We start from the raw sequence: 14,996 nt of genomic DNA on the forward strand, positions 1-14,996 counted from the left end.
CCGAGGATTGACTCGGATGTCCGCCCCTTGTGATCATCGCCGGGGCCCTCGTTCGGGGGCTCCGGCGGCGAGAAGCGAGGAATCATGGCGAATGACCGGCTCACGGTGGCGGTACTGGGCCCGGGCGGTGTCGGCGGTCTGCTCGCCGCGCTCATGGCGCGCGCCGGACACCGGGTGATCTGCCTGGCCGGGGACGAGACAGCGCGGGCGCTGGCCGCGGACGGCATCCGGGTGCGCAGCGAGCACTTCGGCGATTTCACGGCCCGGGTGGAGGCGGACACCGAGCTGCGCGAACCCGTCGACGCGTGCCTGATCGCGGTCAAGGCGACGGTCCTCGACGCGGCCCTGGACCGCGTCCCCGCGAAGGCGCTGGGCGACGGCGGCCTGGTCGTACCGTTCCTGAACGGCGTCGAACACCCGGCCGTCCTCCGCGAGCGCTACCGCCCCGAGCAGGTGGCCCCCGCGGTGATCCGGGTCGAGTCGGCTCGCGTGGCGCCGGGGCTGATCGAGCACGGCAGCCCGTTCGCGGAGGTCGACCTGACCGGCGACACCGTGCCCCGTGAACGGCTCGACGCGCTCGCCGGAGCCCTGGAGTGGGCCGGTGTACGCGTCCAGGTCAAGGACGACGAGGCGGCGACGCTGTGGGCGAAGATGTCCTTCCTCGCGCCGCTCGCCCTGCTGACGACGCGGTACGGGGTGCCGCTGGGCGACGTACGCACGCTGCACCGCGAGGAGTTGGTGGCGCTGGTCGAGGAAACGGCGGCCGTCAGCCGTGCGAGCGGAGCCCCCGTCGACCCGGCGGCCGCCCTCGCCCGCTACGACGCCTTCCCGCCCGGCACCAAGTCCTCCATGCAGCGCGACGCGGAGACGGGCCGCACGCTCGAACTGGACGCGATCGGCGGGGCGTTGCTCCGCGCGGCCGAACGGTTCGGGGTGCCGGTGCCGGTCGCGAGCGGGCTGGTACGGGAGTTGGCGGGGACCGCCGACAACTGACCTGCGCCTTCAGTCTCGTACTCGTACGAACTCGGCGTCGGCGTCGGCGTGCGTGCCGGTGCCGGACTGCGTACGGCAGTGGTGGGTGACCGTGTCGGCGAAGGCGCGGGCCGGGGGCGACAGGGCGTCCCACTGGCGTACCGCCCAGCCGACGGTGAGGGGTGGCAGGGCGGGGATCGGGAGGAAGCGGAGGCCGGGGTGGCCGGGGCCGCGCAGGGTCGGCAGCGCGGGGACGACGGCGTGGCCGAGGCCGAGTTCGGCGAGCAGGATCGCGGTGTCCCAGTCGGCGACGCTGGTGTCGGAGGCGGCGGCAGGGACGCCCAACTCCCGGTAGGCGGTGTCGAGATGGGCCCGCGAGGTGGAGTTCTCGGGCAGCCCGATGAGCCGCAGCCCGGCCAGCTCCTCCCCCTCGACGCGCTCGCGGGCCGCGAGTTCGTCGTCGGCGCGCACGGCGAGCACCCAGGGCAGTTCGACGGCGGCCCGCTGCTCGATACCGCGTACGGGCGGCCCGAAGGTGACCCACGCGAGATCGAGCCCGTGGTCGCCGAGCGCGTCGAAACAGCTCCGGCTGGAGCTCTCGGTCTGGAACTCCAGGGTCACCTGCGGATACCGCCGCCGGAAGTCGACCACCGCGTCGGCCATGAAGTGCCGCACGGTGGCACCACCGGTGGCGACGCGCACGACGCCACCGCCCCCGCGCACCATCTCGTCGAGCCGCCGCAGCGCGAGGTCGAGCCCGGATATGCCCTCGGCGGCGGCCCGCTCCAGCACCCGCCCGGCCCGCGTCGGCACGACGCCCCGCGCCTGCCGCTCGACGAGTCCGACCCCGACCTCCCGCTCCAGCCGCCGTACGTGCTGGCTCACCGCCGACTGGGTGCAGCCCAGCTCCCGGGCCACGGCACTGAGGCTCCCGGCCCGGCAGACGGCGACGAAGACACGCAGATCATCAAGGGTCACGGGGCCCAAAGTTACTGGGACCGGGGTGGGGGCTCAGCCGTGGGTCTTGGCCAGCAGCTCGACGATCTCCGCGGTCGTGCCGGTCTCGCCGAGGCGGGGGAAGATCCGCTCGACGCTGTTGCGGTGGGTCTCGATGTCGATGTCGGACATGGCGTCGGTGGCCAGGGTGACGTGGTAGCCGTGTTCGTGGGCGGCACGGGCGCTGGACTCCACGCCGATGCTGGTGGCGATGCCGGCGAGCACGATCTGGGTGATCCCGCGGCGGCGCAGGTGCAGGTCGAGGTCGGTGCCGTGGAAAGCGCCCCAGTTCCGCTTGGTCACGGTGATGTCCTCGGGGTGCCCGGCCAGTTCGTCGACGAGGACGTCCCAGCCCTCCGGCCAGGTGCGGGAGCGGCTGCCGCCGTCGATGCGGCCGGCCGTGGCGTCCGCGCCGTCGGCGGCGGCGGTGACCCGGACGAGGACCACGGGGAGGCCCTGGCCGCGGAAGGCGTCGGCGAGCAGGCTCGCCCGCGTGACGACCTCGGCGGCGGGGTACGGGGCGAGGCCCGGGTTCCCGACGATGCCGTTCTGCAGGTCGATGAGGACGAGGGCGGTACGGGGGTCGAGCGTGGTGACAGCCATGGGCAGGCCTTTCCGGAGGTGCGGGGGGCGTGGGGGGGGTGGGGGCGTGGGTCAGATGACGCGGTGCGCTGCTGGAGCCGGCCGGCCTCGGAAGGCGGCGGATGTCACGGCCTGGTGAGCCGTTCCAGTACGGCCATCGCCTCGATGACGGTCTGCCGTTCGGCTTCGGTGCACTGGTCCTGGAAGGCCCGGGCCAGCCACTCCTCACGGGCCTGCCGCGTGCCCTCGACGCGCTCGCGCCCGGCGTCGGTCAGGGTGATCAGCTGGCGCCGGCCGTCGCGGGGATCCGGGTTGCGCTCGATCAGCCCGTGCTGGTCGAGCGCGGCAAGGACGGCGGCCATCGACTGCGGGCGGACCCCCTCGGTGGCGGCGAGCCCGCTGGCCGTGGCGGCCCCGCTCTTGCTGACCAGCGTCAGCGCGGACAGCTGGGACGGCGTGAGTTCCTCCGTCTCGGAGACCTCCCGGATCCGCCGGTGCAGCAGGCTGAACGCGACCCGCAGATCACGCGCGGCACGACCGGCCGACTCGGAGACACCCTCGGTCCTCTGATCCATACCTCCACGCTAAAACCTTCAGCCCAGACTGTCCAGTCCAGACTGAACAGTTTGACCTGCACAGTTTGAACTGCGTGGCTGCCCGGCGCGCCGGGCAGGCAGGGCAGGACCGGGGCGGTGTGCGGGGTTACCGTCGGCGGCATGGACGGTGATCGCCGAGGGTGGCGCCAGTGTTTGCTCGGCGGGGCGGTGTTCGCCGTGTGCATGGCCGGCACCACGCTGCCGACCCCGCTCTACGGCCTCTACCAGGAGAAGTTCGGGTTCTCCGAGCAGACGGTCACCGTCGTGTACGCCGTGTACGCCTTCGGGGTCATCGGCGTGCTGCTGCTCGCGGGCAACGCCTCGGACTCCGTGGGCCGGCGTCCGGTGCTGCTGTGGGGCCTGGGATGCGCGGCGGCGAGCGCCGTCTGCTTCCTGTGCGCCACCGGGCTGGGCTGGCTGTACGCGGGGCGGCTGCTGTCGGGACTGTCCGCCGGCCTGTTCACCGGGGCCGCCACGGCGTACGTGATGGAGCTGGCCCCGTCCGGCGGCGCCTCCCGGGCCACGTTCGTGGCGACGGCCGCCAACATGGGCGGGCTGGGCTGCGGTCCGCTGCTCGCCGGAGTGCTCGCGCAGTACGCTCCCTGGCCGCTGTACCTGCCGTTCGTCGTGCACCTCGCCCTGGTGGCCTGCTCGGCGGCCGTCCTGCTGCGGCTTCCGGAGACCGTACGGGAGCGGCGGCCGCTGAGCACCGTACGGCCGCAACGGCCCGGCCTGCCCCCGCAGGTGCGGACGGTGTTCGGGCCGGCGGCGATCGCCTCGTTCGTGGGGTTCGCGTTGTTCGGGGTGTTCACCTCGGTCAGCCCGGCGTTCCTCGCCGAGTCCCTGAACGTGCACAACCACGCCGTGAGCGGGCTGGTCGTCGCACTGGCCTTCTTCGCCTCGACCGCCGGGCAACTGGCCGTCGGCCGGGTCGGGGTGGGGCGATCGCTGCCACTGGGCTGCGCCGGACTCCTCGCCGGGCTGGCGCTGCTCGCGGGCGCGCTGCGGTGGGATCTGTTCCTGCTGGTGGTGCTGAGCGCGATCGTCGGCGGGGGCGGGCAGGGGCTGGCGTTTCGCGGGGCGCTGTCCGCAGTGGCGGCGGCGTCTCCCGCGGACCGGCGCGCGGCGGTGATCTCGACGCTGTTCGTGGTGGCTTACGCGGGCATCTCGGTGCCGGTGATCGGCGTAGGGGTACTGGCGGTTCATATCGGTCTGGAGGATGCCGGGCTGGTGTTCATCGCGTGCATGGCCGTCCTGGTCTCGACCGCGGGCATCTACCTGCTCCGGCGGCCGGTACCGGCGAGGACGTGAGCGCGCGGGGACGGCCCGGATCGACGCGGCCGGATCGGCCGCATCGCCGTCGAGCTGCGGAGGGACGGGCGGACGGGTGGGACGGAGGGCATCCGCCCCACCCGTTGCGGCTTACTTCGACGTGATGAAGTCCAGGGCAAGGCCGGAGGCCGTCGTCCAGTAGGTGACGAGTTGACCGTCGTCCGCGTACACCGTGTCGACGGGCATGGGGACGTCGATCGGGTTGCCCGCCTTGCTGCCGAGCCGGCTGCTGTGGAGGGTGAGGGTGATGCTGTTCGCCTCGTACTCGTCCATGCCGCCGCCGGCGACGAGCAGAGCGGCGTGCGCCTCGTCACCGGGAGCGAGGGTCACGGGCTTCCCCGGGTCCGGGTCGCTGTCCTTGATCACGGGGGTTGTGCCCTTGGCGTCGCCGATCTTCACGTAGGGATAGTGGTAGACGTTGCACGTCTTGTCGCCGGCGTTCTGGACGGTGAGGAGGAGGTGCCTGGCTTCCTTGTCGTCCGCGGGCTCCGTCGTGGAGGAGACCGCGAGGTCATCTCCGGTGCAGGCGGCGATGGTGTCACTGTCGCCGCCGCTTCCGCCGGTGTCGCCCGAAGCCGTCTCACCCGGCGTCACCGAAGCCGCCTCACTCGGCGCCGCCGAACTCGTCGCGCTCGGCTGGTCCGAGGGCTTGGCGTCATCCGAGCCCGTGATCGAGCCCGGCTCGCACGCCGTGGTCGCGAGCAGCGCGGCGACCGTCGCGGCCCCGAGGGCGTAGGACTTCCAGCTCATGGGTCTCTTGCGGGCAGCAGCATTCATGGTGTTCCCCCGTTGTCGGCCGTACGCGGCCACTGATGGCTCTCGATAGCAAGCGCAGTCTGCAACATGACTCGCCCTCACCTCGCCTGCCTCGTACGCCTGTTACCGATCAATTACAGGGAAGCCACGCTTCCGCCGGAAGGCCACGACCTGCCGCCCAAGGGATCACCAGGGTTGCCCTGTGCCGTCGGCTGTTGAGCGCTTGCCATCGAGGCTTGAGTGACATGGATCACTAAGGATCTACGTGCCGCACGCAACTGCGACCCCTGCCATCACTGTCTGACAAGGAGGCGGGCCCGTCAGGGGCGGGGAGCGAGAGAGCGGGGCAGGTCGTGGGACGGCGCAAGGGCGGCATAGGGGTCACACTCGTCACGGTCGCGATGCTGGTGGGCACGAGTGCCTGCGGCGGGAACGGCAGTGCCAAGGCCAGCGGGGACGACGCGAAGGCATCAGGCAAGGCGAGCGCGAGCGCCTCGCCGTCACCGACGAAGCCCGCGGGCCCGCCAATGCTCCTGGACACGATCACCCCGCAGACGGGAACCACGGTAGGCGTGGCCATGCCGGTCTCGGTGATCTTCACGAACCCGGTGGCGGCGAAGGCGCGGGCCACGGTCGAGAAGCACATGAAGGTGAGCGCCTCGCAGCCGGTGGCCGGCGCCTGGCACTGGATGGGTGACAAGCGCGCCGACTGGCGGCCGAAGGCGTACTGGCCCTCCAACACGACGGTGAAGATCGACGCCGACCTGACGGGCGTCAGCAACGGCAACGGACGCTACGGCGTGCACGCGTACACGCACACCTTCAAGATCGGCGACGACGTGCGCGCGGATGTCTCGGTGACCGGCCACACCATGAAGGTGACCCGGAACGGCGAGGCGGTACGCACCCTGTCGATCAACGCGGGCAGCGCCGAGTATCCGACGTGGAACGGCACGATGGCCGTCATCGACAAGCAGGAGAAGGTCCACATGACCTCCTGCAGCGTCGGCATCAGCTGCGACAAGGGCAGCGCCAACTACTACGACCTGACGCTGCCTTGGGACGTCCACCTGACCCAGTCCGGCACGTACGTGCACTATTCGACCGGCGACCCCACGCCGGGCAGCGGCAGCGCCCGCGGTTCGCACGGCTGCGTCCATCTGTCACTGTCGGACGCCAAGTGGTTCTACGACCAGGTCAAGCAGGGCGACCCGGTCACCATCACCGGCTCCTCCCGCGCCAAGGCCCCGGCCGACAACGGCTACGCCGACTTCAACCTGGGATGGGACCAGTGGCTCGCGGGCAGCGCGTCCGGGGAGCAGACGACCGCGACACTGTGACGCGCCGCGGCGCCCACACCGGTCTGGGGCACCGGCTCGAAACGGGCACCCCAACAGGCCTCCAGAGATCGCCGAACCTGTACGCCATCCTCTAAAAACCCCAGGTCAAACACCCCGAGCCCCGATGGCACCGGACAGGGGTCCCACTCGTTCGCGTGAAGTCCCGGAAGGAACTCGCATCCCAAAATCGAACAGGCGTAGCATTGCCGCGTGGCTGCGACCTATGACTTTCCGAGTGACCTCCTGGCTGGTCAGGAGGAGCTGCATCAGGTCCGGGCCGAGCTGCTGGCCCTGCTGAAACGACTCCCCTGGTCAGTGGAGCCGCTCGACGGATTCAGTGACGCGGGCGGCTGGCGCAAGGTGGAGCGCCCCGCCTCCCCCGGCTGGACCGCCGACGAACAGGCCGAGGTGGAGAAGCTCCGCCAGCGGGAGCGCGAGCTCGCCGTGTTCGTGACCTGCCATCGCTTCTGGTCGGAGGTCATGCCCCCGGAGCAGGTCGACGCCCGTATGAAGCTGAAGCACGCGCACGAGGACCCGTCATGACGGTCCGACGTCGGTGGACGGAGCTCCCGGCTCCGGACTGAGGCAAGTCCGCGAAGGCGCGCGGTGCGGCGCACTGGATGCCGCTGTAAAACCCGTCGCCCGCCCCGGTGCTGAGCCGGGGCGGGCGACGGGTTTCCGGATGTCAGAGCGACGTCATGACGTGCTTGATCCGGGTGTAGTCCTCGAAGCCGTACGCGGAGAGGTCCTTGCCGTAGCCGGACTTCTTGAACCCGCCGTGCGGCATCTCGGCGACGAGTGCCATGTGGGTGTTGATCCACACACAGCCGAAGTCGAGGTTCTTCGACATCCGCATCGCGCGCGCGTGGTCCTTGGTCCACACCGAGGAGGCCAGCGCGTACTCGACACCGTTGGCGTACCGCACGGCCTGGGCCTCGTCCGTGAACGACTGGACGGTCATGACCGGGCCGAAGACCTCGTTCTGGATGATCTCGTCGTCCTGCCGGAGGCCGGAGACCACGGTCGGGGCGTAGAAGTAGCCCTTGTCGCCGACCCGGTGGCCGCCCGCCTCGATCGTGGCGTGCTCGGGGAGGCGCTCGATGAAGCCGCTGACCTGGGCGAGCTGGTTGGCGTTGTTGAGCGGGCCGTACAGCACGTCCTCGTCGTCCGGCTGCCCGGTCTTCGTCTCCGCCGCCGCCTTCGCCAGCGCCGCCACGAACTCGTCGTGGACCGACTCGTGGACCAGCACGCGGGTCGCGGCCGTGCAGTCCTGACCGGCGTTGAAGAAGCCGCCGACCACCAGGTCCTCGACCGCCTTCGCCAGGTCGGCGTCCTCGAAGATCACCGCCGGGGCCTTGCCGCCCAGCTCCAGGTGGACCCGCTTGACGTCCTTGGCCGCGCTCTGCGCGACCTGGATGCCGGCGCGTACCGAACCGGTGATGGAGGCCATCGCCGGGGTCGGGTGCTCCACCATCAGGCGGCCGGTCTCACGGTCGCCGCAGACCACGTTGAAGATGCCCTGGGGCAGGCCCAGCTCCTCCAGGACGCCGCCGATGATCTCGGCGATCAGCACGGTGGACGCCGGGGTGGTGTCCGAGGGCTTGAGGACCACCGCGTTGCCCGCCGCGAGGGCCGGGGCGAACTTCCACACGGCCATCAGCAGGGGGTAGTTCCAGGGCGCGACCTGTGCGCACACACCGACCGGCTCGCGGCGGATGATGGAGGTCATCCCCTCCATGTACTCGCCGGCCGAGCGGCCCTCCAGCATGCGCGCCGCGCCCGCGAAGAAGCGGACCTGGTCGATGGCGGGGGCGAGTTCCTCGCTGCGGGTGAGGTGGAGCGGCTTGCCGGTGTCCCGGCTCTCCGTGGCGACCAGTTCGTCGGCCCGTGCCTCCATCGCGTCGGCGATCTTCAGCAGCGCACGCTGCCGCACGGACGGTGTGGTGTCGCGCCAGACGGGGAACGCCGCGGCAGCGGCCGCCATCGCCGCGTCGACGTCCGCCGCCGCCGAGAGCGGGGAGGTGGCGTAGACGTCACCGGTGGTGGGGTCCACCACATCGAGCGTGCGGCCGTCCGAGGCGTCCGCGAACGCACCGTCGATGTAGTTGCGGAAGGTGGTGCTCATGGAACGTCTCTCCTGGTCAGGCGGCGGTGCGGGCGGACAGGTGCTCGTGGACGGCCGTCCAGCCGCCGTCGGTCCGGGCGAAGACGATGGTCTCCCGCTCGTGGACCGTCTCCTCGCCGGCGTTGGTGGCGACCCGGGTCTCCACATCGTGGCTGAAGACGGCCGTGTCGCCAAAGGGCTGGATCAGCTGTGCGGACGAGGTGCAGCCGAGGATCCGGAAGCCGTCCTGCTCCACCCACTGCTGCCACAGCGCGCGGTACTCGGCCGTCGAGCCGAGCCGCTGCGGGGTGCTGTGGAAGATGAAGGTCGCGTCCGGGGCGAAGGCGCCGAAGTAGTCGTCGAGGCGGCCCTCGGCGAAGGCGGCGACGAGTGCGTCCGCGGCGGCCCGGACTTCCTGGACGGTCGTGTTGCTCATGCTCAGCTCCTGGTCACGGATGTCCGGCGGGCGGGGGCCGGAGTGCCTGGTGTTCGGTTACGGGGATGACGGCGAGGCTGCCTCAGCGGGCCATGGCGGGCTCGGTGACGGTCTCCTCGGTGCCGCCGGTGATCGGCGGCACGGGGGCGTCCGAGGCCCGGACGAAACGGGGTCCGGCCGGTCCGTACACAGCGCGCGGCTCGGGGAACAGAGTGAGCAGGGCGAGGTAGAGCACGACCGCGAGGCCGAGGCCGACCGGCAGCGAGATGTCCGTACCGCCCGCGAGGTTGCCGAGCGGGCCGACGAACTGGCCGGGCAGGTTGGTGAAGAGGAGCGCCACGACGGCGGAGACGAGCCAGGTGGACATGCCGCGCCAGTTCCAGCCGTGGGTGAACCAGTAGCGGCCGCCGCGCTGGCGGCGGTTGAAGACCTGCAGCGCGTCCGCGTCGTACCAGCCGCGCCGGGTGACATAGCCCAGCGTCATGACGATCATCCACGGTGCGGTGCAGGTGATGATCAGCGTGGCGAAGGTGGAGATGGACTGCGCGAGGTTGAGCGCGAAGCGGCCGACGAAGATGAAGGCGATGGACAGGGCGCCGATGAAGAAGGTGGCCTGGACGCGGTTGAAGCGCGGGAAGACGCTGGAGAAGTCGAGCCCCGTGCCGTACAGGGACGTCGTGCCGGTGGAGAGGCCGCCGATCAGGGCGATCAGGCAGAGCGGCAGGAAGTACCAGCCGGGCGAGATCGCGAGCAGTCCGCCGACGTAGTTGGGGGCGGCCGGGTCGACGTACTTCGAGGCCTTCGACGCGATGATCGACGCGGTGGTCAGGCCGAAGAGGAACGGCAGCAGGGTGGCGATCTGGGCGAAGAACGCGGCCCCCATCACCCGGCGGCGCGAGCTCCCGGCCGGGATGTAGCGGGACCAGTCGCCGAGGAACGCGCCGAAGGAGACCGGGTTGGAGAGCACGATCAGTGCGGCGCCGATGAACGACGGCCAGAACAGCGGGTCGGCGGTGGAGGCGAAGGATCCCGCGTAACCGGGGTCGAAGTCACCCGCGAAGGCGAAGGCGCCGAGCACGAAGAGGGCCGACGCCGCCAGTACCGCGATCTTGTTGACCAGCAGCATGAACTTGAAACCGTAGATGCAGACGACCAGCACGAGCCCGGCGAAGATCGCGTACGCGATGCCGTAGCTGACGTCCGACTCGGGGACGTGGACGAGCCGGTGCGCGCCGCCGACGAGCGCGTCTCCCGAGGACCACACCGAGATCGAGAAGAACGCGACGGCGGTGAGCAGGGAGAGGAACGAGCCGACGACCCGGCCGTGCACACCCAGGTGCGCGGAGGACGAGACGGCGTTGTTCGTGCCGTTGGCGGGGCCGAACAGTGCCATCGGGGCCAGCAGCAGCGCACCCGCGACGAGGCCGAGGACGGTTGCCGCGACACCCTGCCAGAAGGAGAGGCCGAAGAGGATCGGGAAGGCGCCCAGCACACAGGTCGCGAAGGTGTTGGCGCCGCCGAAAGCGAGCCGGAACAGATCGATCGGGCGGGCTGTGCGGTCCTCGTCCGGGATCCGCTCGACACCATAGGTCTCGATTTCGGTGATCGAGGTTGTCACGGGCGCTCCACCTTCCGTTCATGCGTAGGGACGCGTTCTCGACAGTGTGTGCCCACTGCACGAATATCGACAATTGTGTCCGTCACAGAGCCGTACACTTTCTTTTGTGGCCAGCGACAAACTCACCGTCAAGGATCTGCTCTCCTTCCCGGCACTCCAGCTCTCCGTGAAGGCCGGCCGTGGCGGTCTGGACCGGTCCGTGTCCTGGGCGCACGCCAGCGAGCTCGACGATCCGACGCCCTGGCTTCTGGGCGCCGAGGTGATCATGACGACGGGTCTGGCGGTCCCGCGTGACGCGGCCGGGCAGGTCGCCTATCTGGAGCGGCTGGACGACGCCGGGGTGTCGGCTCTCGCGCTCTCCGCGCAGTTGCACATGCCCCCGCTGCACGACGAGTTCTTCCGGGCGGCGGAGGAGCGGGGTTTCCCGGTCCTCGAGGTGCCGCTCGCCGTCCCGTTCATCGCTGTCGCCCAGGAGGTCGCGGCCTCGGTCCAGGAGGACGCCCGGCACCGGCTGGGCGCGCAGCTCCAGGTCTTCGGCGCCCTGCGCTGGCTGGTCGCCGAGAACCTCGACACACCGGCGCTGCTGCGCCGCCTCGAAGGCCTGTCGGGTTACGACGTCTACCTCTGCACGCCCCAGGGCCGCCCGCTGCTGCCCGGCGTTCCCGCGCCGGATCCGGGTGTCCTGCCCGCCTCCGTCGACGCTCCGCCGACGATCCCCGGCGGATTCGTCCTCCCGGTGCCCGCGCCCGGCGGACCGGCGGGCTTTCTCGTCGCGTACGAGCGTCAGGGCGCCCAGCCCGCGGGACTCGCCGTCGCCCAGCACATCGCCACCGTGGCGGCGCTGCGGCTGGCGATGGTGCGCAACGAGCGCGAGACGCTGCGCCGCGAGGGCGCGGAGACGCTGGCCGAGCTGCTGCAAGAGGTGCTCGACCCGGAGGTGGCGCGCCGCCGGCTCGCCCGGCACGCGATCGAGGGCGACACCGTGCTCCTCGTGGTGCGCCACACCACCGACGAGGCACTGCTGTGCTGCCTGGAGGACCGTCCCCATCTGCTGCTCACCCGAGGCGAGGACCGCTACGTCCTGGGGGCGCCGGAGCTGGCGGCGGCCGTCGGTGAGCTGCCGGACGTGGCAGCCGGGATGAGCCGCCCCTTCCTTCCTGGCGCCGCACTGAAGGTCGCCCAGCGCGAGGCGCTCTGGGCAGTCTCCAAGGCCGTGGAGTCGGGCCGCCCCGTCGTCCGGTACGGCGACGACTCGACGGGCCGGTGGCTGCCCGACGACCCCGCCGTCCTGACCGCACTGGTCGAGCACGTGCTAGGCGAGGTCCTGCGCTACGACGAGGCCCACGACTCGCAGCTGCTGGTCTCCGCCCGCACCTGGATGGAGCGCGACCGCCGCACCGAGACGGCCGCGGCGGCGCTCCACATCCACCCGAACACCCTCGCCTACCGGCTGCGCCGCTTCAGTGCTCTCACCGACCGTGACCTGACGTCGACGGGGGCCCTGGCCGAGGTCTGGCTGGCGATCCAGGCAGCGGGGGCACTGGGCCTCACCGGCTGAGCGGCTCGTGGCAGGCAAGTGCCACGGCAACCCCGAGCCGCAGAAAAAGATCAAGGCCCAGGCCCCCGGATTCCTACCGGTCGACCTGGGCCTCAGTCATGCCCTGGAGCTGGTGGGCGCGGACGGTTTCGAACCGCCGACATCCGCCTTGTAAGGGCGGCGCTCTACCGCTGAGCTACGCGCCCAGGACGAGTCGACAGCCTACATTGCCGGAGGGGATGCCCTGCAAACCCGTATCCGGTGAGTGGGACGGGCCCGGGCGGGGCGGGGGTTTTCCCCACCTCCAATTCGGGAGCCCTCCGGATGCCCCTGCGCGCCGCGTGTTCATACGGTCGAAGGGCATGGGCAGCCAGCCTCAGGGGGAGATCATCATGGCCCGTACCGTTCCCGTCCGCGCGGCCTCCGTCGTCGGGGTGGTCGGCGTCGTCGTCGCCCTCGTCGCGGGCGCCACCGCCTGTGGCGCGTCCGCCGGGGACGACAAGGAGCCCGAGCAGCGGTCCTTCGCCCTGCACGGGCGGGCGCTCACCGTCGACTCGGACGACTCGGCGATCGATCTTGTCGTCGCGGATTCCGACTCGGTCCACACCGTCCAGGTCACCCGGTGGTTCGAAGGGCATGTCGTCGTCGGTGGGGACCCCAAGGTCACCTGGGCCATGGAGGACGGTGACCGGCTGGTGCTGCGGATGAAGTGCTCGGGTGTCGTCGCCGACTGCTCGGCCCGGCACCGGATCGTGGTGCCGCGCGGTGTCGCCGTCAGCGTGGCGGACGGGGACGGGCGCGTGACGGCGCGTGGCTTCGAGGAGGCGCTCAGCGTGCGTACGGCGGACGGTTCCGTCCGTGTGACGGACTCCTCGGGGCCGCTGGACCTGCGCAGCGCCGACGGGTCGATCAGCGCGCTCGGGGTGGACTCGCGGCGTGTGCGGGCCCGTACCCAGGACGGTTCCGTACGGCTCGAACTCGGCGTCGTGCCCGACCTGGTGGAGTCCCGCAGCCAGGACGGCTCCGTCACCATCGCGCTGCCCCACGACATCTATCGGGTGACGGCCGACAGCGGCGACGGGTCCGTGGATGTGTCCGTGCCCCGTGACCCGGCCAGTTCCCATGTGGTGTCCGCCCACACGAACGACGGGAAGATCACGGTACGAACCGCGAACTAACAGGCCCGTGTGTTCGTCCTTAACCGGTGGGAGAATGACAGCCGGGCAAGGCGGATGACAGCACGGGAGAGGGATGTGACGGCGACACCTTCGCAGCCGTATTCGCCGTTTGTGCCATGTGCACAGCCAGCGCGACCAGCGCAACCAGTGCGAGCAGCACAGCCGACGCGGCCGGCGCGGCCGGCACCGGGTGTCTCGCGTGCCGCCCGTGACGTACTGACCCTCCTGGCCCTGCCCCTGCTCGCCGCCCTCGCGCTGCCCGCCGCCTTCGCCGGTGGCGGTACCCGGCGGTGGTTCGGCGGGCGCTCCGAGAGTCAGCGGGCCGAGGCGCAGGCGGCGAAGGACGCCGCCGCGGCCGCCTTCTACGAACTCGACACCGCGCAGCGCGATCTGCGGATCTCGATCGAGACCATCACGGCCGTCGACGACTCCCCCGCCGCCCGTCGCGTCGTCTCCGACTTCGAGGCGCTGGGGCGGCGCATCGACGAGGCCAGCCAGAAGTACATCACCGCCGTCGACGCCCACGATCTCGACCGGGTCGAGCTGGAGGCGTCGGTCGCCGCGCGGGCCCGCACCGAGCTGACCGCCGCCAAGGACGAGCTGGGGCGGGTCAAGCAGGACCTGGACCGGTTCGAGCGCGGGCTCGCGCCGCTGCTCGGCAAGGCCGAGACGCAGCTGGCCCGGCTCGCCCCGGCCGTCGAGCGCGCCCGCCAGGCCCTGCTCGCCGCCTCGAACGCGCTGGATGCCGTACGGCAGTCGGGGCTCAAGGCCGACGATCTCGCCGCCCGGCTCGCCGCCCTCGGGCCCGAGCTGACCAGGCTGAACCAGGGGGCCGGGCAGCACGGCGTACCGGAGACCCTGGAGCGCGCCGAGCGGGTCTCGCGGGAGGCCGGGGCGGTGCGCGCGGAGGCGGAGCGGCTGCCCGAGCGGGCCGCCGAGACCGACCACCGGCTGGTCTCGCTGCGTACCCGCGCGCAGGCGCTGACCACCCGGTCCGGGCAGGTGGAGCCGGTGCTGAGCGAGCTGCGGCGGCGGTTCTCGGCCGCGTGCTGGCAGGACCTTCAGCAGGTACCGGAGCAGACCGCGGAGAACGTACGGCAGGCCGAGCTGAAGCTGAAGGAGGCGCAGGCCGCGCGCGACGCGCAGCGCTGGCCGGACGCGACCTCGCTGCTGTCGACGGTGCGGGCGCTGCTGAACCACACGGACGAGGCCGTTTCGGCCGCCGGGGACCGGCTGCGGCGGCTGAACGCCGTGCAGAAGGACCCGCAGCAGGAGATCGACCGCACCCGTTTCGCCATCCGTGACGCCCAGCGCCTCGCGATGTCGGGCCGCAACACGCCTGACCCGCGGCACGCCCGCCCGCTCGACGACTCCGTCGGCCGTCTCGACCGTGCCATTGCCACGCTGGAGGGGCGCCACCCCGACTACTGGCACTTCCTGACGGAGACCGAGGCCGTACGGCAGACGGTCGCCCGGGTGGTCTCCCAGATCCGCGAGGAGCGCGGCGGCCCGGCCTGAACCCGCCCGCACCCCTGCCCCTTGCCCCTTA

14 protein-coding genes and 1 tRNA gene are annotated in these 14,996 nt (G+C 71.4%); 7 read left to right on the plus strand and 8 right to left on the minus strand.

Annotation, left to right across the window (positions count from 1 at the left end; translation table 11 throughout):
• Positions 1-84: 84 nt before the first annotated feature.
• A complete protein-coding gene (locus OG975_RS14655; protein WP_406329583.1) occupies positions 85-993 on the plus strand; it encodes a ketopantoate reductase family protein in 909 nt (302 codons plus the stop codon).
• Between the two features lie 9 nt (positions 994-1,002).
• Here OG975_RS14655 and OG975_RS14660 read toward each other — a convergent pair whose 3' ends face one another.
• The 3 genes from OG975_RS14660 to OG975_RS14670 all read right to left on the minus strand — a co-directional run bounded on the left by OG975_RS14660 (position 1,003) and on the right by OG975_RS14670 (position 3,125).
• Positions 1,003-1,950, minus strand: a complete 948-nt coding sequence (locus OG975_RS14660; protein WP_406329584.1) for a LysR family transcriptional regulator — start codon at positions 1,948-1,950, stop codon at positions 1,003-1,005.
• Positions 1,951-1,983: 33 nt separating this feature from the next.
• On the minus strand, positions 1,984-2,571 hold the full coding sequence (locus OG975_RS14665; protein ID WP_406329585.1) for a hydrolase: 588 nt from the start codon (positions 2,569-2,571) through the stop codon (positions 1,984-1,986).
• Positions 2,572-2,675: 104 nt separating this feature from the next.
• Positions 2,676-3,125 carry a MarR family winged helix-turn-helix transcriptional regulator gene (locus tag OG975_RS14670; RefSeq protein ID WP_406329587.1) on the minus strand — a complete coding sequence of 150 codons (450 nt, stop codon included), beginning with the start codon at positions 3,123-3,125 and terminating at the stop codon, positions 2,676-2,678.
• A 141-nt stretch (positions 3,126-3,266) separates the two neighbouring features.
• On the opposite strand from OG975_RS14670, the gene OG975_RS14675 reads away from it, so the two are divergent.
• Positions 3,267-4,457, plus strand: a complete 1,191-nt coding sequence (locus tag OG975_RS14675) for an MFS transporter (RefSeq protein WP_406329589.1) — start codon at positions 3,267-3,269, stop codon at positions 4,455-4,457.
• A gap of 111 nt (positions 4,458-4,568) precedes the next feature.
• On the opposite strand, the gene OG975_RS14680 is transcribed toward OG975_RS14675, so the two are convergent.
• Positions 4,569-5,228, minus strand: coding sequence for a DUF4232 domain-containing protein (locus OG975_RS14680; protein ID WP_406329590.1), 660 nt, complete (start codon positions 5,226-5,228; stop codon positions 4,569-4,571).
• A gap of 407 nt (positions 5,229-5,635) precedes the next feature.
• Here OG975_RS14680 and OG975_RS14685 point away from each other — a divergent pair, with 407 nt between their 5' ends.
• Together OG975_RS14685 and OG975_RS14690 are read left to right on the plus strand one after the other, a co-directional pair.
• On the plus strand, positions 5,636-6,574 hold the full coding sequence (locus OG975_RS14685) for an Ig-like domain-containing protein (protein ID WP_406336269.1): 939 nt from the start codon (positions 5,636-5,638) through the stop codon (positions 6,572-6,574).
• A 210-nt stretch (positions 6,575-6,784) separates the two neighbouring features.
• On the plus strand, positions 6,785-7,117 hold the full coding sequence (locus tag OG975_RS14690; protein WP_406329591.1) for a hypothetical protein: 333 nt from the start codon (positions 6,785-6,787) through the stop codon (positions 7,115-7,117).
• 142 nt (positions 7,118-7,259) lie between these two features.
• On the opposite strand, the gene OG975_RS14695 is transcribed toward OG975_RS14690, so the two are convergent.
• The 3 genes from OG975_RS14695 to OG975_RS14705 form a co-directional block, all read right to left on the minus strand.
• Positions 7,260-8,699 (minus strand): gamma-aminobutyraldehyde dehydrogenase, encoded by a 1,440-nt coding sequence (locus OG975_RS14695; protein ID WP_406329592.1) that lies wholly within the window; start codon positions 8,697-8,699, stop codon positions 7,260-7,262.
• Between the two features lie 16 nt (positions 8,700-8,715).
• A complete protein-coding gene (locus OG975_RS14700; protein ID WP_406329593.1) occupies positions 8,716-9,114 on the minus strand; it encodes a nuclear transport factor 2 family protein in 399 nt (132 codons plus the stop codon).
• A gap of 82 nt (positions 9,115-9,196) precedes the next feature.
• Positions 9,197-10,732, minus strand: coding sequence for a purine-cytosine permease family protein (locus OG975_RS14705; RefSeq protein ID WP_406329594.1), 1,536 nt, complete (start codon positions 10,730-10,732; stop codon positions 9,197-9,199).
• 106 nt (positions 10,733-10,838) lie between these two features.
• Here OG975_RS14705 and OG975_RS14710 point away from each other — a divergent pair, with 106 nt between their 5' ends.
• Positions 10,839-12,290: a PucR family transcriptional regulator gene (locus OG975_RS14710; RefSeq protein ID WP_406329595.1), complete on the plus strand. Its 1,452-nt coding sequence runs from the start codon at positions 10,839-10,841 to the stop codon at positions 12,288-12,290.
• A gap of 110 nt (positions 12,291-12,400) precedes the next feature.
• On the opposite strand, the gene OG975_RS14715 is transcribed toward OG975_RS14710, so the two are convergent.
• Positions 12,401-12,475 (minus strand) — tRNA-Val (locus OG975_RS14715).
• Between the two features lie 156 nt (positions 12,476-12,631).
• On the opposite strand from OG975_RS14715, the gene OG975_RS14720 reads away from it, so the two are divergent.
• On the plus strand, positions 12,632-13,447 hold the full coding sequence (locus tag OG975_RS14720; protein ID WP_406329596.1) for a DUF4097 family beta strand repeat-containing protein: 816 nt from the start codon (positions 12,632-12,634) through the stop codon (positions 13,445-13,447).
• 75 nt (positions 13,448-13,522) lie between these two features.
• A complete protein-coding gene (locus OG975_RS14725) occupies positions 13,523-14,965 on the plus strand; it encodes a hypothetical protein (protein ID WP_406329597.1) in 1,443 nt (480 codons plus the stop codon).
• Positions 14,966-14,996: the final 31 nt, after the last annotated feature.

The organism is Streptomyces sp. NBC_00203 (genome assembly GCF_045206325.1).
GTDB classification, from domain to species: domain Bacteria; phylum Actinomycetota; class Actinomycetes; order Streptomycetales; family Streptomycetaceae; genus Streptomyces; species Streptomyces lutosisoli.

Bases quoted from the DNA above. Each gene is read 5' to 3' on its own strand.
- OG975_RS14655 (WP_406329583.1), top strand. From the start codon at position 85: ATGGCGAATGACCGGCTCACGGTGGCGGTACTGGGCCCGGGCGGTGTC.
- OG975_RS14665 (WP_406329585.1), bottom strand. From the start codon at position 2,571: ATGGCTGTCACCACGCTCGACCCCCGTACCGCCCTCGTCCTCATCGAC.
- OG975_RS14670 (WP_406329587.1), bottom strand. From the start codon at position 3,125: ATGGATCAGAGGACCGAGGGTGTCTCCGAGTCGGCCGGTCGTGCCGCG.
- OG975_RS14675 (WP_406329589.1), top strand. From the start codon at position 3,267: ATGGACGGTGATCGCCGAGGGTGGCGCCAGTGTTTGCTCGGCGGGGCG.
- OG975_RS14680 (WP_406329590.1), bottom strand. From the start codon at position 5,228: ATGAGCTGGAAGTCCTACGCCCTCGGGGCCGCGACGGTCGCCGCGCTG.
- OG975_RS14685 (WP_406336269.1), top strand. From the start codon at position 5,636: ATGCTGGTGGGCACGAGTGCCTGCGGCGGGAACGGCAGTGCCAAGGCC.
- OG975_RS14695 (WP_406329592.1), bottom strand. From the start codon at position 8,699: ATGAGCACCACCTTCCGCAACTACATCGACGGTGCGTTCGCGGACGCC.
- OG975_RS14700 (WP_406329593.1), bottom strand. From the start codon at position 9,114: ATGAGCAACACGACCGTCCAGGAAGTCCGGGCCGCCGCGGACGCACTC.
- OG975_RS14720 (WP_406329596.1), top strand. From the start codon at position 12,632: ATGGGCAGCCAGCCTCAGGGGGAGATCATCATGGCCCGTACCGTTCCC.